Raw genomic sequence first — 19,241 nt, 5'->3', positions numbered from 1 at the left:
CGTCACATCCACATGAACTGCGAGCCGGCCGCGTAGGAGATCGCGCGGGTGGCCTCGTCCAGGGTCTGCTCGGTGCTGGGCGCCGGAGTTCCGGTCGGCGTCGGGGTCCCGCCGGTGGGCGCACCCGGCGCACCCGTGGCGCTCGCGCCGCCCGGGGTGGCGGCCGGAGCACCCGGGGTGCCCGTGGCGGAGGCGGCCGGCCGGCCGTCGCCGGTCCGCGAGCTGGTGACCGTCACGTAGTGCCCGACCGTCTCGACCCGCGGGTCGCCGCCGGTCTTGGTGCCGGCGGGCGGCGCCGGGGCGGGGTTGGCGTCGGCGAGGATGAAGGCGACCGATCCGGGCTTGGCCCGCAGGGCTTCGGCGGCCTTGGCGGCGGACGCCTGGTCCGGGAAGCGCAGCAGGGTGACGCTGCTGAGCACCGGGCGGTCCTGGCCGCTGAAGCTGACGGCCAGGTAGGACTGGCAGCCGCTGTCCTTCAGCGGGTCCTGGGCGCGGTCCTGGAGCACCTCGGCGCAGTTCTCGCCCTGCCGGGCGCCGTTGCGCCGCGCCTTGTAGGTGCCGACCTCGACCGGGCGCTGGGCCGGGAAGTAGTTGTCGACGTTGAGGCTCTCGGAGTCGGTGCGCGGCGGAGCGGCGCCGACCACCGGCGGGGTCTTGGAGGAGTCCTTGGTGGACGGGCCGAGTCCGGGTATGTAGTCACCGGGCATCGGGCGGGTGATGATCCACCCGCCGGCCACGACCACGCCGGCCACGACGACCCAGCCCGCCGCCCGACGGCCGCTCAGCCGCCGGCCCCGCCTGCGGTCGGCGCCCTGGCCGATGCCGTCGTCGGCGCCCCCGCCGGTCCGCTGTCCTGCCCGGCCGTCCTGGCCCTCTCCCGGAGTCGGGGTGCGCTCCCCCTGCGTGGTCATGGCGCAGATTCTAAGCATCCCGGGGGTGGCGTGGATCACGGGGGCGGCAGTTGTGGATCATCGTCCGCTCGGGGCCGCCCGCACCCTCGGCCCGTCACGACGGCTACCCGCCAGTAACCTTCACTCCGGGTTCACGTCAAGCTCGTGACCAGCGGCGGAGCCGTGAGCTTCGACACTGTGGCAATCGGCACATCCTCGCACCGATCTTCTGGCGGGTTTGCTCTGGCGCCGCTCGATCACGAACAGGCAGGATCGCCCCATGGATCTGCTCGATACCCTCACCGCCAAGGGCCTGCGCGGCGAAGTCCCGACCCGCGAGGAGGCCCTGGCCGTCCTCGCCACCACCGACGACGAGCTGCTCGACGTGGTCGCCGCGGCCGGCAAGGTGCGCCGCCGCTGGTTCGGCCGCCGGGTCAAGCTCAACTACCTGGTGAACCTCAAGAGCGGGCTCTGCCCGGAGGACTGCTCGTACTGCTCGCAGCGGCTCGGGTCCAAGGCCGAGATCCTCAAGTACACCTGGCTCAAGCCGGACCAGGCCGCCGACGCCGCCCGGGCCGGCGTGGCCGGCGGCGCCAAGCGGGTCTGCCTGGTCGCCAGCGGCCGCGGCCCGACGGACCGCGACATCGACCGGGTCACCGACACCATGGCCGCCATCAAGGAGGCCGACCCCGCGGTCGAGATCTGCGTCTGCCTCGGCCTGCTCTCCGACAACCAGGCGGAGCGCCTCAAGGCGGCCGGCGCCGACGCCTACAACCACAACCTCAACACCTCCGAGAACACCTACGGGGCCATCACCAAGACCCACACCTACGCGGACCGGGTCGACACCGTGCAGAAGGCGCACGGCGCGGGCCTGTCCGCCTGCTCCGGCCTGATCGCGGGCATGGGCGAGACCGACGAGGACCTGGTCGACGTGGTGTTCGCGCTGCGCGAGCTCGGCTCGGACTCCGTCCCGGTCAACTTCCTGATCCCCTTCGAGGGCACCCCGCTCGCCAAGGAGTGGAACCTCACCCCGCAGCGCTGCCTGCGCATCCTCGCGATGGTCCGCTTCGTCAACCCGGACACCGAGGTGCGGATCGCCGGCGGCCGCGAGGTGCACCTGCGCACCATGCAGCCGCTCGGCCTGCACATCGCCAACTCCATCTTCCTCGGCGACTACCTGACCAGCGAGGGCCAGGCCGGCCAGGCCGACCTCGACATGATCAAGGACGCCGGCTTCGAGGTCGAGGGCGCCGGCGAGGCCACCCTGCCGCGCCACCGCGCCGACATCGCCGAGGCCGCCCAGGCCGGCGGCGGCTGCGGCACCGCGGCCTCGGCCTGCGGCAGCGGTGGCGGCTGCGGCCCCTGCGGCGGGCACTCCCACGCCCCGGCGCAGGCCGACGCCGGCGCCCCGGCGGCGGAGGAAGCGGAGGACGAGCTCCGCAGCGACCTCGTCAAGGTCCGCCGCCGCGGCGCCGGCACCGAACTCGCGCCCAACGCCTGATCCTCCGGAGACCCCTCATGCCCCCGCTGTCCGCGGACACGCTGCTCACCCTCGACCGCGCCCACGTCTGGCACCCGTACGGGCCCATGCCCGGCACCGTCACCCCGTACGTGGTCGAGTCCGCGTCGGGCGTACGGCTGCGCCTGGCCGAACCCGTCGCGGGCGGCCGGCGCGAGCTGGTCGACGGGATGTCGTCCTGGTGGGCGGCGATCCACGGCTACCGGCACCCGGTGCTGGACGAGGCCGTGCGCGAGCAGCTGGGGCGGATGAGTCACGTGATGTTCGGCGGGCTCACCCACGAGCCCGCCGTCCGGCTGGCGGCCAGGCTGGTCGAGATCACCCCGGAGCCGCTGCAGCACGTCTTCCTCGCCGACTCGGGCTCGGTCTCGGTCGAGGTCGCGATGAAGATGTGCCTGCAGTACTGGCAGTCCATCGGGCGGCCGGGCAAGCGCCGGCTGCTCACCTGGCGCGGCGGCTACCACGGCGACACCTTCCACCCGATGTCGGTCTGCGACCCGGACGGCGGGATGCACCACCTGTGGGGCGGCGTGCTGCCCGGGCAGCTCTTCGCACCGCAGCCCCCGGCCGGCTTCGACGCCCCGCTCGACGCCGGATACGCCGCGCAGTTCGAGGAGTTGATGGCGCGTCACGCCGACGAGCTGGCCGCCGTCATCGTCGAGCCGGTCGTCCAGGGCGCGGGCGGCATGCAGTTCCACTCCCCCGCGTACCTGCGGATGCTGCGCGAACTCTGCGACCGGTACGGGGTGTTGCTCGTCTTCGACGAGATCGCCACCGGATTCGGCCGCAGCGGCGCCCTGTTCGCCGCCGACCACGCGGGCGTCTCGCCGGACGTGATGTGCCTCGGCAAGGCGCTCACCGGCGGGTACCTGACGCTCGCCGCCGCGCTGTGCACCGGCGAGATCGCGGACGGGATCAGCCGCGGCGAGATGCCCGTGCTCGCCCACGGCCCGACCTTCATGGGCAACCCGCTGGCCTGCGCGGCCGCCAACGCCTCGCTCGACCTGCTGCTCGGGCAGGACTGGGCGCTGGAGGTCAAGCGGATCGAGGGCGGGCTGCGGGACGGCCTCGCGGCCGCCGCGGACGTGCCCGGCGTGCACGACGTACGGGTCCGAGGTGCCATCGGCGTCGTGCAGTTGGACCACCCGGTGGACGTCGCCGCGGCGACCGAGGCGGCCGCGCGGGAAGGCGTCTGGCTGCGCCCCTTCCGGGACCTGATCTACACGATGCCCCCCTATGTGACGGAGGACGAGGACGTGGCACGCATCGCGGCCGCCGTGACCGCCGCGGCGGTGGCGGGATGAGCGCGCAGGACGACGGGATGACCGCGCAGAACGGCGGCACGGGCACGCAGGACCGCGGGGCGGGCACGCGCGTCCTCTTCGTGACCGGCACGAACACGGACGTCGGCAAGACCGTCGCCACCGCGGCCGTCGCCTCGGCGGCGCTGCGGGCCGGGCTGAAGGTCGCCGTGCTCAAGCCCGGACAGACCGGCGTGACCGGCGACGAGCCGGGCGACGCCGCCGAAGTCCGGCGCCTGGCAGGCGAGCTGACGTACCGTGAGCTCGTCCGCTACCCCGAGCCGCTGGCCCCCGACACCGCCGCCCGGCGGGCCGGGATGCCCTGCCTCTCCCCCGCCGAGGTGGTGGCCGAGGTCGCCGACCTCGCCGCCACCCACGACCTGGTGCTGGTCGAGGGCGCGGGCGGCCTGCTGGTCCGCTACGACGACGAGGGCCGGACCCTCGCCGACCAGGCCCGCGCCGTCCTCGACGCCGGACTGCCGGCCGAGGTGCTGCTGGTGGCCTCCGCCGGCCTCGGCACGCTCAACATCGTCGCCCTCACGGCGGAGGCCCTGGCGGCGCGCGAACTCCCGCTCGCGGGCGTGCTCATCGGCTCCTGGCCCGCGGACGCCGGCCTCGCCGAACGCTGCAACCTCGCCGACCTGCCGCGCTCGGCCGGCGCCCCACTGCTCGGCGCCCTGCCCGAACGCGCGGGCACCGCCGACGACTTCGCAGGCCTCGCGCTCGCCTCCCTGGCCCCCGAGCTGGGCGGAACCTGGGACGCGGAGCACTTCGCGGACGCCCATCGCGCGGAACGGGCCCGGCTTCGCTCGAAGGTGTGATCTCTGCGCCCGAACCATGGGAACGGGCGCTACGGGCTGCATACCGTTCCTTCCATGACAGACGGGCTCACCGTAGACGAGGCCCTGCGGGCCTTGGCCGCCCTGGAGGCGGCGTGGAAGGACGACGAGGAGGCGCTGTCCGCCCTGGCGGCGGGCAGCGTCGGTGAACAGCCGCTCCCGGCGCTGGTCGCCGCGTACGGCGAGCACGCGATGGACACGCTCATGGCGTTGGCCTTCGGTCTGCGCTCGACCATGAGCGACGAGGAGCTCGCCGAGATCTCGGACGCGGTCAGCTCCAACATCGGCGCCCGGATGAGCGCGCTGCTCACCCAGACGCTCAAGGCCTGGGGCACCCTCGCCGCACCCGACGACCTCTCCGTCACCAAGATCATCGCCCACACCGTGATCGACGCGATGAGGGCCGTCACCGAGGACCCCACCAAGACCGAAGTCCTGCCGCTGCTGGCCACTTTCCGCACCTACGCCCTCAGCGACACCTGAGGACCGCAGGATTCGGCGCGGGCTCCGAGCCTCCCCTCGGCCGGCTCAGGACGCCATCGGCAGGCCGACAGGTGAAGGTCGGTGAGCGCATCGGGTATCCGCAGACCGACATCGTGGCGACGACACGGGTCGCTCGGCGACGATGCCACCGTGCGGGGACGGGTGCGGCCTCCCGAGCAGGCAGCGCTGCGCCTTCAGGCTCCCGGGGCGCTTGTCCGGCCGGCCCGGCCGGTCCCGTCGAGGAGGTTCTGGACCCGCTCGGCGACGATCCCCGGCCGCTCGGCCTGGATGAGGTGGCCGGAGTCCACGGTTTCGAACCGGCCGTCGGGCAGCGAACCGACCCAGCGCCGCCGGTGCTCGGTCAGGGCGGCGTGGTGCCGGCCCCGGCCCTTCTGGGGACGGGCGGCCGAGAGGAGGATGGTCGGGCACGTCGGCGGGGCGGGTGGCTCGGCGCGGAAGCGGGGAATGGCCTCGGCCACGGCCTTGATCTCCTTCCGCGTCTGCGCGATGCCCGCTGGGACGAAGTCCTCGGCGAGCATGGCCGCGTAGGTGTCCGCCGGGAAGAGGCGCCGGAGCTCCCCGCTCGCCAACCGGGCCAGCAGACGGGAGCGGAACAGTGCCTGCGTGACACCCAGGGACCGGTCGACCTTCACCGCGGTCCGGTCGAAGGTGTCGTAGACGGGCGCGCTCTCCGCCGCCGGATCGAGCAGGAGCAGCCCCCGCAGCCGCGGCCCCAGCCGATTCACGGCGCGGCGGGCGACCAACCCGCCCATGCTGTGCGCGACCAGCACGAAGCCGCCCGGGACGACCGTCTCGACCAACGCGACCAGGTCCGCGGCCAGGTCGTCGATGCTCAGCCGGGTCGCCGTTCGGCCGCTGCGGCCGAAGCCGGCGCGGTCGTAGCCGATCAGTCTCGCCCGGTCCGCCAGCAGTGCGACCACCGGGTCCCAACAGGTGCGCCCCATGCCTCCGCCCGCCTCGAAGACCACCCGGTCCGTTCCGCTGCCGGATTCCTCCACGTAGAGGGTCCGGCCGTTCACCTGTACCGCCCGCCCTGCCTCCTGACGCATGCCCCCTCCAAGGCTCATCATTTCCACTTTCGATAATAGTATTGAGTATGGAATTGTGAAGCCCGTGGACACCACCGAACTTCTTCTCCACCCGGTGCGCCTGCGCGTGGTGCACGCGCTCGCCGGCGACCGGGAGCTGACCACCGCGCAGTTGTGCGAGCGCATGCCGGACGTGCCGAAGGTGACCATGTACCGGCACGTCGCCCTACTGGCCGGGGCGGGCTTCCTGGAAGTGACCGGAGAACAACGGGTGCGCGGCACCGTCGAGCGGCACTACCGGCTGCGCCAGGACCGCCCGGTCGTCGACGACGACGCCGCCACCGCGATGACGCCGGATGACCACCGCCGGGGCTTCGCGGCCGCCATGGCCGTGCTCATCGCGGAGTTCAACGCCTACCTCGACCGTGACGGCGCCGACCCGGTTGCCGACGCGGTCTCCTACCGTCAGGGCACGCTCTGGCTCAGCCCGGACGAACTCGCGGAGATGACGGCTCAGTTGCGCGCGGTGCTGGGCCCTCGGCTCGCCAACCGGCCGGCACCGGGCCGCGCGCCCTACCTGCTCAGCCCCGTCCACTTCCCGGTCGGTCCACGATTGCCCGACGACCGCCCCCAGGGACATTCACAGGTGCCGTAAGGCTGCGCACGTGAACTCCCGTGTCGAGGCCCGCGAACGCCATGCCCGTCTCAGGGCCGCGCGGGAGTCCTGGGCGGGCGGGCACTCCGCCGAACCACCGTTCTGATGCGGCGTGGGCTTCGAGCGGCCTCGAAGCCCACGTCCTCACCTGCCCGGCGGCGTCGCAGCGACCGGAGCGTGGCCCCAGAACGCGCGGTAGAGCAGCATGCCCGCCGTGCCGACCACGCCGACCGGCAGCCCCAGCGCCCACGGGATCAGCACGGCCTTCCACCCCACCTGCGCCGGGAAGGCCACCGCGGCGGGCTTCTGCGGGTTGACGAGCACGGTCCGCACCGCGCCCGTGGTGAGCCCGGTCGGCACGCCGCCGGCCAGGTCGCGGTCGGGCGTGACCTCCCGGCCGTCCGCCAGCGCGAGCACGATCCTGCCCGGCCGCTCCCCCATCGGGCCGTTGTACTCCGCCGTCACCACCGTGGCCTGCACCCGTTCGGCATCGGCGTAGCGGAAGTGGTAGCGCGCCTGGGCCCCGACCGCCACCAGGCTCAGCAGGATGAAGCCGCCGAAGACGACGAGCCCGATGACCAACGCCGTTCTGTTGTACAGCGGCATTCCGGACGCTTTCCGCGCCATGATCCCCCCAGTTGCTCGGCCAGAGCATAGACCTCCCGTCCGGCAGGTCGTCCAGGGGCGGGCTCACATCCACCCGGCGACGAACGCGAATCCGCCCGTCGAGGCGGCGAGGAAGACGAGGGCGAACACCAGGCCGCGCGCGGCGGCGGGGACGCCCTCGGGGACCAGCAGGAGAGCGAGGCCGGCGATCACGAGGGAGCCGACGGTGATGAGGCCGGCGGCGACTACGGGCGCATACCTCTGCGGAGGACGACGACCAGCTGCTCGATGACGTCCGGCCGGGCGGCCCCGAGGTCGATCAGGACGACGCCGGTGGCCTTGGCCGAGCGCCAGTCGATGCCGAGGGACGGGAGTTTGACGGCGGCGGCGCTCAGGACGGCCTGGAGGTCGTCGAGAATGTCGGCCGCGGCGCGACGGTCCTCGGCCGTGATCTTGTCGATCATGCTGCTCATGGGGCATCTCACTGTTCGGTGTTCGTGATCCAACGCGCTTCGGTGTCCCACTCGATGCCGCCGCCGAGGGGACGGAGGAAGGCGAGGCCGTGCTGCCAGCCCATGAAGGCGGCCCAGCGACCGGAGCGGACGTCGAAGACCCGCTCGCCGACGGAGGAGGGGCGGTAGGGGGAGGAGGGCGGCGCCACCCGTCGAACGGGCGGCGCCGCCGAGGCGATGGGATGGGGGGTCGATCGAGCCTCGGGGACGGAATCGCCGCACTGCGGGCAGAGGCAGGGCGGGAAGTTCCGCCGCAGGATCAGACTTTCGCCAGATTGAGTGTTCGTCATATCCACTGACTAGTTCCTCTCTGTTGCCAACTCCTCACCAAGAGTGGCCAAGCGTGGCTAGCATCGGAAGAGCTTTTCTTTGACAGCGCATGTTGTGGAATCGAGTGATCACCATGCCCCAGCGGGAACTTGACCCGACCATCTCCCCGAACAAGGTCATCGGCGTCCAGCTGCGCCGCTTCCGCAAGGCGAGGGGGCTCACCCAGGTCGAACTCGGAGAGCTCATCAACTACAGCGACTCCCTGATCTCCCTGATCGAGACCGGCGCGCGTCCCGCTCCTCTGAACCTCCTCCGCCGGGCCGACAAGGTGCTCGACACCTGCGGGGCGCTTGAACTCCTGTACTGGAGCACGAAGAGCACCACTCTGATCGGCGGATTCCTCGCCTACATCGAGTACGAGACCAAGGCGACCGCCTTCAAGATCTTCGAACTGAACGTCATCCCTGGGCTGCTGCAGACCCGAAACTACGCCTCCGCGCTCATCACCGCCGCGGCCCAACGAGGCGAGATCCCGGAGGACAGGGCCATCGAACGCCTGAATGTCCGCATGGCCAGGCAGGCCATTCTGTACCGCGAACCATCGCCCTCCATCCACATCGTCATGGACGAGAGCTGCTTGCGGCCTATCGGCAGCCCCTTCGTCATGGCCGAGCAGCTTCGTCGGCTGGAGAGCGTGGCCAACCTTCCACACGTCACGCTGCAGATCGCGCCATTCAGTCTCGGCGAACACGTCCCGACGACCATGCAGTTCACGCTGCTGACCAGCCCGGACGACAAGTGGATGGCCTACCTCGAAACCATCCAACGAGGCTACGTCGAGCGCGACGACGAAGAGCAGATCAGCTCCCTCGCAAGGACATACGATTGGTTGCAGGCCCAAGCCCTGTCATGTGAGGACTCGTTGTCCCTCATCCGCACCCGTCTCAAGGAGTTCCACGCCATGTTCCCCATCTCGGCTGTCAAGCCCACCTCCTGGCTCAAGTCCTCCTACAGCAACGGCGGTGGCCAGTGTGTAGAGGTCGCGCCCGGCGTTCCGGGTGTCCTCCCCGTCCGTGACAGCAAGGACCCCCACGGCCCGCAGCTCACCTTCGACGCGAACGCCTGGCAGTCGTTCATCGCCGGCGTCAAGGCTGGGGACTTCGGCACCGTCTGATCCGCATCAACTGTCCCTCGGGGGGAATGCCTTGCCGTTAGTCGGTGATCCGAATCCGCTCAGCTTCGCGCTGCTCGGGCCGCTGCGGGTGCAGCGGGCCGCCACTGCCCTCGAACTGGGTGCGCCCCGGCAGCGGTCCGTCCTGGTCGCCCTTCTCCTCCGGCCGGACTCCGTCGTCACCGTCGACGAACTGGTCGACGACCTGTGGGGCGACCATCCGCCCGGTTCACCCGTCGTCGCCCTGCGCTCCTACGTCTCCCAACTGCGGAAGCTGCTGGAGCCGTCCCGCGACACCCCCACCGTCCTCCTCTCCCAAGCCGGTGGGTACCGTCTTGCCGTCGCACCAGACCAGATCGACCTCTGGCGGGCCAAACACCTCCACGAGCTGGCCGGCCGGTGCTCCGCCGGCCAGCCCGACCGCGCCCGCGCCCTCCTCTCCGAGGCTCTCTCGCTCTGGCACGGCGACCCGCTCGCCGGCCTGCCGGGCCCCTTCATCGACCGCGAGCGGGATCGTCTCGCCGAGCTCCGTCTCACCCTCCTGGAAGAGCGCCTCGCCTTCGACGTCACTCTGCCCGCCGACAACCCCTCCGACTACCTCCCGGAGTTGGAGGCGCTGGCCGCCGACCACCCGTTCCGCGAGCGCCTGCAGGGGCTCCTCATCCGGGCGCTGCACCACCGGGGCCGCACGCCGGAGGCCCGCGCCGTCTACGACGCCCTGCACGCGCGACTGGTCGAACATCTGGGGATCGAGCCGGGCCCCGAACTCGCCGCGCTGCGCGGCGAATTGACCGACCCGGACCAACTCCCTCCGACCCTCCCGCACTTCACCGGCCGGGAGCACCACGTCACCGACATCACCCGAGCGCTGACCGACCACCCCGGCCCAGGGCTGCGCCTGGTGACCGTCACCGGCATGGCCGGGGTCGGGAAGACCGCTCTCGCTGTCCGTGCCGCCCACACCCTCCGCCCCGGCTTTCCCGACGGCCGGCTCCACGCGGACCTGCGGGGCGCCGACCTGGTGCCCGCCAGCGCGTCCGACATCCTGGCCGACTTCCTGACCACCCTGGGCGTCCGGCCCTCAGCCGTCCCCAAGGACCTTCCCGGCAGGTCGGCGCTCTTCCGCACGGCCAGCGCCGGCAAGCGCCTGCTGATCGTCCTCGACAACGCCCGCGATGACGCCCAGATCCAGCCGCTCCTGCCCGGTTCGCCCGACTGCGCGGTGATCGTCACCAGCCGCACGGTGCTCTACAGCGTGCCGTCGGTCCTGCACGTCGCACTGGACGTGTTCAGCCAGGACGAGGCGATCGGGCTGCTGGACTCCGTCATCGGCACGGCCCGCCGGTCCGCCCAGCGCACCGACGCCGGGCTGCTGGTCGAGGCCTGCGGCCGCCTCCCGCTCGCGGTACGGATCGCGGCCGCCCTCCTCGCCGCGACCCCGGACCAGCCGATCGGCGATCTCGTCGCCCGCCTGGCCGACGACCGCGAGGGCATCACCGCTCTCCGCACCCGCGACGTCGCCATCGAGCAGGTCTTCGAGCTCAGCTACCGGCTGCTCGAACCGCCGCTGGCGACGGCGTTCCGGATGCTCTCCTGGATCGAGCCGGACATCGGACTGGCGTCGGCCGCCGCCGTCCTGGGCCTCACCGAGGACCGGGCGGAGCACCTCGCCGAGGCCCTGGTGGACCAGGCGCTGCTGGAGTCGATCGGCGCCGGACGCTACCGCTACCACGACCTGGTGCGCGCCTTCGCCCGCCGGACGTCCCTGCGCCTGGACACTGCCGAACGAACCACCGCCCACCGGCGGCTGCTGGCCCTGCTGCTCGGTGCCGCCCGTACGGCCTTTGCGCTCGCCGTCCCCGGCGACCCGGTGGCCGACGTCTTCGGCGAGCCGCTACCGCTGCCCGCCGCACCGCGCCCGGTCTTCGCCGATCTGGCGCACGCCCGCCGGTGGGCGCGTGCCGAGACTCCGAGCGCGGTGGCACTCGCCGCGGCCGTCGCGACGGGCGACCCCGCGGCCGCCGACGAGCTCCGGCCCGCCTCCGAACTCCGCTCGGCCGACGAACTCCACTCCGCCACCGAACTCCGTTCCGCCATCGACCTGTTGATCGCCCTCAGCCCGCTCGGTCTCGGCGCCTTCGGCGGCCGGGCGGAGGAGGCGGCCCGGCTGCTCGTCACCGCCGCCGTGGCCTGCGGCGACCGTGCCGCGGAGGGCCGTTCCCGCTTCCTGCTCGGCACGATCCTGCTGGCCCGGGCCCGGCTCGACGAGGCCGGCGTCGAGGCCCGGCTGGCGGCCCGGGCCTGCCACGACGCGGCGGATCCGGCGGTGCTCCGGCAGGCCCTGAACGACCTGGGCCTCATCGCGCAGGCCGAGGGCCGGCACGACGAGGCGATCACCGCCTTCGACGAGGCGGCGGCGCTCGCCCGGCGCCTCGGGCACCGCTCCGGCGAGGTGGCGAGCACCGCGAACGCGGCGCTGTCCCGGATCCGCAGCGGCCATGCGGCCACGGCGGTGGAGACCTGCCACCGGCTCCTCGCCGAGCCGGCCGACGGGGCCGCCGACGCCGCGATGGCCGCGTACGTGCACTACGTCCTCGGGCTGGCCCACCAGGTGCTGGGCCGGCTGGAAGACGCCGCCGCGCAGCTGCGGTGCTGCATCGACCGTGCGAACCCCGCCGGGGACCTGGACCGCGAGTCGGCGGCCCGCAGCCGGCTGGCGGACGTCCTGCGCCTGCTCGGACGGGTCGACGAGGCCGTGCACGAGGCGCAGCGGGCACTGGGCCTCGCAACGCAGGGTGGGCGACAGCGCGAACGCGCTCTCGCCCACCTGGTGCTGGCCCATGCGATGACCGCCCGCGGCGACCACCTCGACGCGCGGACTCACGAGGAGCAGGCGCACCTGCTCCTCAGCCGGCTGAGCGCGCCGGAGTCCGCCGCCGCCACCACGTCGCTGCTGACCGGGCTGGCCACCGCCGACGGCGCCCTCACGGCTTCGGAGTGACGGTCGGGGCGACGGTCGGCGTGACGGTCGGCGTGACGGTCGGGGCGACGACGAGACCGGTCCCGTTCCAGGCGACCTTGCTCGCCAGACACTGCACGTCGTCGTCCGGCCCGCCGCAGAGCTGCGCGGCCGGGACGGTCGACCCGGCCGGAGCCGTCGACCCGGCCGGTGAGCCGTGCCGCACCGGCCCTCCCACACCGACGGCGAAGGCACCCACGACCGACACCAGGACCGCCGCACCGGCAACGGCCGCGCGGACGACAATCTTTCCAGGCACTGCTGACGCTCCCTACTCGCGTGTGATCAAGCGTCCACACGCTCGCAGGGTCCGGTAGACAGCCGATCAACGCAGCGGCCCCCGCCCGGCGTCAGCCGGCCCCCGCGACCCGGAACGGACCGGAGTTCCAGTGGAGGCTGGCCGGGCCGCCGGTGGGCCAGTCGTGGTCCAGGTGGCGGCGGTCGCGGCCCAGCGCGCCCAGGTCGAGGGGGCGCAGCGTGCCGGCGGTCAGGCCGGTGGCCTCGGCGGCGGTCAGCGGCATGACCGTCACGTGCCGGGAGTCGTCACCGCCCATCCAGTCGACGGACTCGGTGAAGATCCAGACGAACCGCTGCGAGCAGCCGCGGCAGCGCCGGACGTCCACGGCGAAGCGTGAACCGTCCACCACGTCGGTCTCGTGCTCGAACCCCTCCCGCTGCCCGCGCCACACCGCCTGCGCGTCCCCGCCGTAGCACTTCACGCAGCCGAACTCCACCATCGGCCTTCTCATCGGTCGACTCCTGTTCCGCCCGTTCCGCGAGGTCCCGTCGCGGCCCATGATGCCCGCCCCGGCGGCGGGCGGCAGGGGCATCCGTGCAACGCCCGGTACCGGTCGCAGGGTTCCGACGGGGGTCCGCCGGGGCGGGTCGGCCCTCGGTGACGGCCGGGGAGCTGCGCGGCGAAGGGCGGCGCTCATGGCCCGTACGCAGGGCCGATGCCCCGCCGGGCCCGCCGGGCGGCTCCACCGGCGCGGTCAGCGCCCACGGCCGCGCACCCGCCGTCGACCGGCTCGACGGGGCCGGCCGAACGACACCCCTGGGGAGGAACAATTCACGGCCCGTTTCCACACCGTTCGTGCACCCGGGCGGACAGCGGGACGCCCCGGTTGACGGGCCGTCCCTGAGCGGCCACCTCCCTCGGTCCCTCGGCCTCCCGGATTGGGCCCCCTCAGCGCGCCATGCTCCGAAGCAGTTCCGGCACCCGCTCGCGCAGCTGCGGGTCGGACACGTCCTCGCCCCACGCGGTGCCCGCGCGATCGGCCAGGGCCAGGACCGCCACCACGAATCCCTCGGAGAGGGCGCGCAGCACGGGGTGGTGCAGCCCCTGGTACCAGGCCGACAGGGCCTTGACGAAGGCGCCGAACGCGACCGCGTCGAGCTCGCTCTCGTCCCCGGTCATCGGCCCGATGCCCGAGGGCAGGCCCAGCTCGGCCTCGAAGTCGGCCACTTGGCGCAGGAACAGCCGGGACACCCCGGTGGCCGGGTTCCACAGCGTCTCGCCGTCCATCTCGTAGTACTGGCTCATGCGGCCCCCTCTGGCGCGGATCGGCCCACCCTACGGCTGCCGCCCGGCCGCGCCACCACCGGTTTTCGCCGCCACGGCTCACGCGGCGGGTGCCGGGGGCGCCGGGTTGTCGAGCAGGAGGTCGTGGCCGACCTCGGTGAGGGTGTGGCGGACCTGCTTGCCCTCGCGCCGGGTGACGATCAGACCGGCTCCGCGCAGGGCGGTCGCGTGGGCGGAGGCGGAGGGCGGGGTGACGCCGAGCCGGCGGGCGAGTTCGGTGGTCGAGCAGGGGCTGCCCGCGACGGCGCGCAGCACCCGGGCCCGGGCGGGGCCGAGGACGGCGGCGAGGCCGTCGGCGGCCGGCGGCCGGGCCGGGGGCTCGGCCGCCGGGGAGGCGATCGGGTGCAGGAGCAGACTCTGGCGGTCCGGTCCGGCCAGGAGACCGATGCTCTGCTGGACGAAGTAGTTGGGCCTCAGCTCCAGGCCCCGGCCGCCCAGTTCGAAGGAGCCCTCCAGCTCGCCGAGGGTGCACTCCAGCACTCCCTCGTCCCGCCAGACCGCGTTCGGGTGGAGCGAGTCGAGCATCGCACCGATCCCGGAGCGGGCGGCGGTGCGGGCCCGGACGGCGATGTCGGCCTCCAGGGCGCGGCGGATGTCGGGCCAGTCCGGGGCGAGGCAGGACCGGAACAATGCCCAGGCGCCGTCGCTGACCTCGCGCAGGCCCCGGATGCCGTCGTCGCGCAACCGGGCGAGGGGGGTCGGGAGTTCGGCCCCCCGGCCGAACATCGCGACATCGTCCTCGACCGCCTGCTGCGGGACTGCGAGGAGTGCGTCGAGTTCCTCGCTCAGCTGCCGGCGGACGGCATCCAGGTCCGCCACCATGAAGTCGGGGACGCCGATCGCGCTCGCGTTGACCACGTCGAGGAAGCGCCCGGCCCGGTTGGGCACGTGTCGGCGCACGTCCCGCCACCAGCGCTCGCTGCGCGACCCGATGCCCTGGTGGACGCCCCGCCGGGCCGAGCCCGCCATCAGGTGGTCGAGCGGCGAGATGACGAACCGGGTCTTCGCGAGGTCCGCGACCCCGAACTTCAGTGCAATCACGGACCCTCCCCGGCTTCGCGCAGTTCCCCCGATCCGGCGCTTTCCCGACCATTAGGCCCAGAGGCTAATACATGGCCGGCCACCCGCCGCGCTTGGCAGGCTCTCCCCGTCGGCGCTTCGGCCCCCACCACGAGGGGAGTGGGGGCCGGAGCACTTCGTTCGGTTTTTCGAACGCTGCATCGGCGATGACGAAGCGCGAACGTCAGTGCCCGTGGCCGCGCTCGTGCGAGGCCCCCCGCCCCGGCGCCAGCGCCGGACGGGACGCCGGCGGCAGCCCGGGCTCCTCCTCGGCGTCGGCCAGGTGCAGCCGCTGCTCCGCGCGGTACTGCAGCAGGAGCACCGAGCGCACCGGCTCGCCGCCCACCGCTGTGTAGGAGTGCGGCAGCGAGGCGTCGAAGCCGACGTAGTCGCCGGGGCCGAGCTCGACCTCGCGGCGGCCCGCCCGCACGCGCAGCCGGCCGGCCTGGACGATGGTGTGCTCGGTGCCGATGTGGCCGCCGGAGATCTGGGTGCCGTCGGTGCGCACCTGCTGGTCGTAGACCTCGAACACCACGTCCCCGGACTCGATCCGGCGCAGCGGGCGCAGGTCGACGCCCCGGCCGCTCAGCACCTCGACGTCGGCCGCACGCACCACCGTCACCTCGTCGGCGGGCCGCGCCTCCACCAGGTCGGAGATCGGCACGCCGAGCACCCGGGAGAGTCCGAGCACGGTCTCCAGGGTCGGGTTGCCGGCGCCGGCCTCCAGCTGGGAGAGCGTCGCCTTGCCGATCCCGGCCCGCCGGGACAGCTCGGACAGCGAGAGCCCGTGCTGCGCGCGCACCCGCTTCAGGTTGGCGGCGAGCACACTCCGGACGGATTCCCCGCCCCCGGCGGCCTCCCCGCCGTGGACGGACCGCCCGCCCCGGACGGATTCCCCGGCGTCGTTCACGCTCGACCTCTTCTCTCCCGGCACCGTTCGATATACCGTACGGGACGCATGCCGACGGACGGGGCAGCGTAGCGGAGCACACCGCATCCACCACCCTCACCAGGAGACCGTAGTGACCGAGCCCGCCGACACCATCAAGTACCGGAAGAACGGCCTGACCCGTGGCGTCACGGACGAACTCGCCGAGAACATGAAGCAGGGCTGGGCCGACACCGAGCGCACCGCGCTGGAGCCGGTCCCGCAGGCCGCGCACACCGCCCGCCGCCGCGCCGAGCTGTCCGCCGCCTTCCCCGGCGAGCTGCTGGTGGTCCCGTCCGGCAACCCCAAGGTGCGGGCCAACGACACCGACTACCCGTTCCGCCCGTCCTCCGACTACGCCTACCTGACCGGCGACCAGTCCCAGGACGCCGTGCTGGTGCTGGAGCCCGCCGGCGCGAGCGGCCACACCGCCGTGCTCTACCTGCGCAACCGCTCGGAGATCGACAACGGCGAGTTCTGGCTGGACACCCACGGCGAGCTGTGGGACGGCCGGCGCAACAGCCTGACCGAGAGCGAGCGGCTGCTCGGCCTGCCCTGCCGGGACGTCCGCACCGTGCACGCCGACCTGCGCGCGGCCACCGGCCCGGTGCGGGTGCTGCGCCGCCACGACGCGGGCGTGGAGGCGGCGCTGGACGGCCGGGCGGTCGCCGAGCGGGACGAGGAGTTCGAGACCTTCCTGTCCGGACTGCGCCTGGTGAAGGACGAGTTCGAGATCGCCGAGCTGCGCTTCGCCTGCGCGGCCACCGCCCGCGGCTTCGAGGACGTGGTGCGCGTGCTCGGCACCGACACCGCGACGGCGGAGCGGCTGATCGAGGGCACCTTCTTCGTCCGGGCCCGGGTCGAGGGCAACGACGTCGGGTACGGCACCATCGCCGCGGCCGGGCCGCACGCCACCACCATGCACTGGGTGCGCAACGACGGCCAGGCCAGGCCCGGCGACCTCCTGCTGCTCGACGCGGGCGTGGAGACCAACCACCTCTACACCGCCGACATCACCCGCACCCTGCCGGTCAGCGGCCGCTTCACCGACCTGCAGCGCAAGGTCTACGACGCCGTGTTCGCGGCGCAGGAGGCCGGCATCGCCGCGGTGAGGCCGGGCGCGGACTTCCGCGACTTCCACCGCGCCGCCCAGCGCGAGCTCGCCGAACACCTCACCTCCTGGGGCCTGTTCGGCGACCTGACCGCCGACAAGGTGTACGAGCTGGGCCTGCACCGCCGCTTCACGCTGGCCGGCACCGGCCACATGCTGGGCATCGACGTCCACGACTGCGCCCACTCCCTCACCGGGATCCACGTGGACGGCCCGCTGAAGCCGGGCATGGTGCTCACCGTCGAGCCGGGCATCTACTTCCAGCTGAACGACCTGACCGTGCCCGAGGAGTACCGCGGCATCGGCGTGCGGATCGAGGACGACATCCTGGTCACCGAGGACGGCAACGAGAACCTCTCCACCGCCCTCCCCCGCCGTTCCGACGAGGTCGAGGCCTGGCTGGCGGCCCTGCGCGGCTGACGGCCGCGGCCGGCGTCCCCGCGCGGCCGGGCCCCAGACCCGGGTACCGGACCCGGGGCCCGGCCGCGCCGGGTCAGCGTCAGCCCGCCAGCGGCTTGACCCAGCGGCTCCACTGCGGCTGCGGCCGGTAGCCGGCGGCCTGCCAGGTGCGGTGGCCGAGGGGGTTGTCGTCCAGCACCATGGCGTCGACGCGGCGGCCGCCGAGCTCGGCGAAGCGCTCCTCGGCGGCGGCGATCAGCGCGGCGCCGATGCCCCGGCGGCGGTGTTCGGGGTCGACGGCGAGGCGGTAGAGGTGGCAGCGCCAGCCGTCCCAGCCGGCGATCACGGTGCCCAGGAGGGTCGCCGGGTCGTCGGCCGGGGTGGCGACGATCAGGCACGCGGGGTCGCGGGCGAGCAGCGCGGCCACGCCCGCCGCGTCGTCCGTGATGCTGGTGCCCTTGGCCGCCCGGGCCCAGAGGGCGAGCAGGGCGGGGATCTCGTCGGGGCTGGCGGGGCGCAGGGTTATCCGATCGGTCATGGGGGTCTGTCTAGCAGTCACTCCCGTCCCGCCACCGGGATTTCCACTCCCCGGACGGCCCGTGCCCCCATGTCCCCACCGTCCCCCGACGGCCCGTGTCCCCGCGACGGAACGACGGCGCCGCCCGCCCCGGCCCGACGAGCGGGCGGGGCGGGCGGCGTCGACCGACGGGCGTGCCTCAGAAGTGGTGCGAGGTCTCGCGGTCGGCCTTCTCGATCTGGTCGATCCGGCGCTGCAGCGCGTCGGCCTGGGCGCGGGCCTTGCGGGCGGCGGCGTGCTCGCCCTCGTGGTCCAGGCGGTTGGCCTTCGCGCGCAGGTCGGCGACCTGCTGGCGCATCTTGTTGAGGTCAACGGTGATCGAGGCGGCGGCCGCGGGCTGCGCGGTGGCGACCTGGGCGACCGTCGCCAGAGCGCCGCCGGCCAGGGCTGCGGTCAGGACGAGGGCGGAGATGCGTCGACGCATGGTGACTCCTTACGGTGGTGCGGTTTCGCTGGCTGGACATCATCGGATTACCAGCCGGTAACCATGGTGGCATGACTGTTCGTCACCGATCGCACCGGAGCCGCTCGGACACCACACCCGCACCGCACCCGCACCGGAACCCCATCGCTCCGCCGCAGGTTGAATCCCCGTCAGCCGAGCCGCCACACCGTGGTGGTCTTGACCGCGGTGTCCTCCAGGTCCGCCACGACCGGCACCTGGTACGCGGCCACCGCCGTGAACCGCTCACGCGGCAGGTAGGCCCGGCCGGGGTCGCCGACGATGACGGTGGCGCCGCGCGCGGCGGCCCGTTCCAGGAACGGCAGGAAGCGGGCGGCCATGGCCCGTTCGTAGAAGACGTCGCCCGCGAGCACCACCTCCGCCGGGGCGCCGTCCCCGTCCACCAGGTCCACCAGGGCGCCCTCCACCCGCACCCCGTTGGCCTCGGCGTTCAGGCCGATCGCGGCCACCGCGTAGGCGTCGATCTCGGCGGCGCGCACGGAGGTCGCGCCGCGCAGCGCGGCGGCCACCCCGACCAGCCCGGATCCGGCCGCGACGTCCAGCACCGTCCGGCCCGCCACCAGTTCGGGGTGGTCCAGCACGTAGCGGCTGACGGCCACGCCGCCGGCCCAGGCGAAGGCCCAGAACGGCGGCGGCAGCCCCGCCTCCCCGCGCGCCCGCTCGGTGGTCTCCCACAGGGCGATGGCGTCCTCGGCCATGTGCAGACTGATCTCGGGCACGAAGGGGACGGGCTTCAGCTCGGTCTCGCGCCGGATGAAGGCGAGGTCCTCGGCCGGCTGAAGAGTACGCAGCTCATTCGGCATGT

22 protein-coding genes are annotated in these 19,241 nt (G+C 73.3%); 8 read left to right on the top strand and 14 right to left on the bottom strand.

All coding sequences use genetic code 11. The features are described 5' to 3' along the window. Positions 1–2: 2 nt before the first annotated feature. Positions 3–911 carry a hypothetical protein gene (locus tag ACIRST_RS04425; protein WP_402799961.1) on the bottom strand — a complete coding sequence of 303 codons (909 nt, stop codon included), beginning with the start codon at positions 909–911 and terminating at the stop codon, positions 3–5. A gap of 259 nt (positions 912–1,170) precedes the next feature. On the opposite strand from ACIRST_RS04425, the gene bioB reads away from it, so the two are divergent. Genes bioB through ACIRST_RS04405 form a run of 4 tightly spaced genes read left to right on the top strand, consistent with a single transcriptional unit; the run spans position 1,171 to position 5,035 of the window. Then, positions 1,171–2,394, top strand: a complete 1,224-nt coding sequence (gene bioB / locus ACIRST_RS04420) for a biotin synthase BioB (RefSeq protein ID WP_402799959.1) — start codon at positions 1,171–1,173, stop codon at positions 2,392–2,394. Between the two features lie 17 nt (positions 2,395–2,411). Continuing rightward, positions 2,412–3,716, top strand: a complete 1,305-nt coding sequence (locus ACIRST_RS04415; protein ID WP_402799956.1) for an adenosylmethionine--8-amino-7-oxononanoate transaminase — start codon at positions 2,412–2,414, stop codon at positions 3,714–3,716. Positions 3,717–3,733: 17 nt separating this feature from the next. Further along, positions 3,734–4,534, top strand: a complete 801-nt coding sequence (gene bioD, locus ACIRST_RS04410; protein WP_350525775.1) for a dethiobiotin synthase — start codon at positions 3,734–3,736, stop codon at positions 4,532–4,534. A 54-nt stretch (positions 4,535–4,588) separates the two neighbouring features. Further along, positions 4,589–5,035, top strand: coding sequence for a hypothetical protein (locus ACIRST_RS04405; protein ID WP_350525752.1), 447 nt, complete (start codon positions 4,589–4,591; stop codon positions 5,033–5,035). 194 nt (positions 5,036–5,229) lie between these two features. Here ACIRST_RS04405 and ACIRST_RS04400 read toward each other — a convergent pair whose 3' ends face one another. Further along, entirely contained in the window at positions 5,230–6,105 is an 876-nt protein-coding gene (locus ACIRST_RS04400) for an alpha/beta fold hydrolase (RefSeq protein ID WP_402799954.1), read from the bottom strand. Between the two features lie 64 nt (positions 6,106–6,169). Between ACIRST_RS04400 and ACIRST_RS04395 the strand changes: the two genes are divergently transcribed. Beyond that, positions 6,170–6,739: a helix-turn-helix domain-containing protein gene (locus tag ACIRST_RS04395; protein ID WP_402799952.1), complete on the top strand. Its 570-nt coding sequence runs from the start codon at positions 6,170–6,172 to the stop codon at positions 6,737–6,739. 144 nt (positions 6,740–6,883) lie between these two features. On the opposite strand, the gene ACIRST_RS04390 is transcribed toward ACIRST_RS04395, so the two are convergent. The 4 genes from ACIRST_RS04390 to ACIRST_RS04375 form a co-directional block, all read right to left on the bottom strand. Continuing rightward, on the bottom strand, positions 6,884–7,345 hold the full coding sequence (locus ACIRST_RS04390; RefSeq protein ID WP_402799949.1) for a DUF3592 domain-containing protein: 462 nt from the start codon (positions 7,343–7,345) through the stop codon (positions 6,884–6,886). An 84-nt stretch (positions 7,346–7,429) separates the two neighbouring features. Then, entirely contained in the window at positions 7,430–7,558 is a 129-nt protein-coding gene (locus ACIRST_RS04385) for a hypothetical protein (protein ID WP_402799947.1), read from the bottom strand. Between the two features lie 32 nt (positions 7,559–7,590). After that, entirely contained in the window at positions 7,591–7,818 is a 228-nt protein-coding gene (locus ACIRST_RS04380; protein WP_402799944.1) for a hypothetical protein, read from the bottom strand. An 8-nt stretch (positions 7,819–7,826) separates the two neighbouring features. Further along, positions 7,827–8,006: a hypothetical protein gene (locus ACIRST_RS04375; protein ID WP_350525746.1), complete on the bottom strand. Its 180-nt coding sequence runs from the start codon at positions 8,004–8,006 to the stop codon at positions 7,827–7,829. Positions 8,007–8,260: 254 nt separating this feature from the next. Here ACIRST_RS04375 and ACIRST_RS04370 point away from each other — a divergent pair, with 254 nt between their 5' ends. Then, complete coding sequence (locus ACIRST_RS04370) at positions 8,261–9,301, top strand: Scr1 family TA system antitoxin-like transcriptional regulator (protein WP_402800139.1); 1,041 nt, start codon at positions 8,261–8,263, stop codon at positions 9,299–9,301. Between the two features lie 31 nt (positions 9,302–9,332). Continuing rightward, positions 9,333–12,299: a BTAD domain-containing putative transcriptional regulator gene (locus ACIRST_RS04365; protein ID WP_402799942.1), complete on the top strand. Its 2,967-nt coding sequence runs from the start codon at positions 9,333–9,335 to the stop codon at positions 12,297–12,299. Here the strand turns inward: ACIRST_RS04365 and ACIRST_RS04360 are convergent. The 5 genes from ACIRST_RS04360 to ACIRST_RS04340 all read right to left on the bottom strand — a co-directional run bounded on the left by ACIRST_RS04360 (position 12,283) and on the right by ACIRST_RS04340 (position 15,868). Beyond that, the gene (locus ACIRST_RS04360) at positions 12,283–12,576 is read right to left on the bottom strand and encodes a hypothetical protein (RefSeq protein WP_402799940.1); all 294 of its coding nucleotides are present in this window, start codon (positions 12,574–12,576) and stop codon (positions 12,283–12,285) included. The genes ACIRST_RS04365 and ACIRST_RS04360 overlap by 17 nt on opposite strands. A gap of 91 nt (positions 12,577–12,667) precedes the next feature. Continuing rightward, positions 12,668–13,066, bottom strand: coding sequence for a hypothetical protein (locus tag ACIRST_RS04355; RefSeq protein ID WP_402799937.1), 399 nt, complete (start codon positions 13,064–13,066; stop codon positions 12,668–12,670). A gap of 437 nt (positions 13,067–13,503) precedes the next feature. Then, positions 13,504–13,860, bottom strand: coding sequence for a DUF6086 family protein (locus ACIRST_RS04350; RefSeq protein ID WP_350525742.1), 357 nt, complete (start codon positions 13,858–13,860; stop codon positions 13,504–13,506). Positions 13,861–13,938: 78 nt separating this feature from the next. After that, positions 13,939–14,940, bottom strand: a complete 1,002-nt coding sequence (locus tag ACIRST_RS04345; RefSeq protein ID WP_402799934.1) for an ArsR/SmtB family transcription factor — start codon at positions 14,938–14,940, stop codon at positions 13,939–13,941. Positions 14,941–15,142: 202 nt separating this feature from the next. Continuing rightward, complete coding sequence (locus ACIRST_RS04340; RefSeq protein ID WP_402799932.1) at positions 15,143–15,868, bottom strand: helix-turn-helix domain-containing protein; 726 nt, start codon at positions 15,866–15,868, stop codon at positions 15,143–15,145. Positions 15,869–15,953: 85 nt separating this feature from the next. On the opposite strand from ACIRST_RS04340, the gene ACIRST_RS04335 reads away from it, so the two are divergent. Beyond that, positions 15,954–17,417, top strand: a complete 1,464-nt coding sequence (locus ACIRST_RS04335) for an aminopeptidase P family protein (protein WP_402800136.1) — start codon at positions 15,954–15,956, stop codon at positions 17,415–17,417. 79 nt (positions 17,418–17,496) lie between these two features. On the opposite strand, the gene ACIRST_RS04330 is transcribed toward ACIRST_RS04335, so the two are convergent. The 3 genes from ACIRST_RS04330 to ACIRST_RS04320 all read right to left on the bottom strand — a co-directional run bounded on the left by ACIRST_RS04330 (position 17,497) and on the right by ACIRST_RS04320 (position 19,239). Continuing rightward, positions 17,497–17,934 (bottom strand): GNAT family N-acetyltransferase, encoded by a 438-nt coding sequence (locus ACIRST_RS04330; protein WP_350525736.1) that lies wholly within the window; start codon positions 17,932–17,934, stop codon positions 17,497–17,499. A gap of 178 nt (positions 17,935–18,112) precedes the next feature. After that, a complete protein-coding gene (locus tag ACIRST_RS04325; RefSeq protein WP_350525735.1) occupies positions 18,113–18,397 on the bottom strand; it encodes a hypothetical protein in 285 nt (94 codons plus the stop codon). Between the two features lie 170 nt (positions 18,398–18,567). Beyond that, positions 18,568–19,239 carry a 50S ribosomal protein L11 methyltransferase gene (locus tag ACIRST_RS04320; protein WP_350525734.1) on the bottom strand — a complete coding sequence of 224 codons (672 nt, stop codon included), beginning with the start codon at positions 19,237–19,239 and terminating at the stop codon, positions 18,568–18,570. Between the last annotated feature and the right edge of the window lie 2 nt (positions 19,240–19,241).

It is taken from the genome of Kitasatospora sp. NPDC101447, assembly GCF_044767225.1.
GTDB lineage: Bacteria > Actinomycetota > Actinomycetes > Streptomycetales > Streptomycetaceae > Kitasatospora.
The sequence above is the reverse complement of the archived record's forward strand: the minus strand, read 5'-3'. Positions and strand labels throughout refer to the sequence as shown.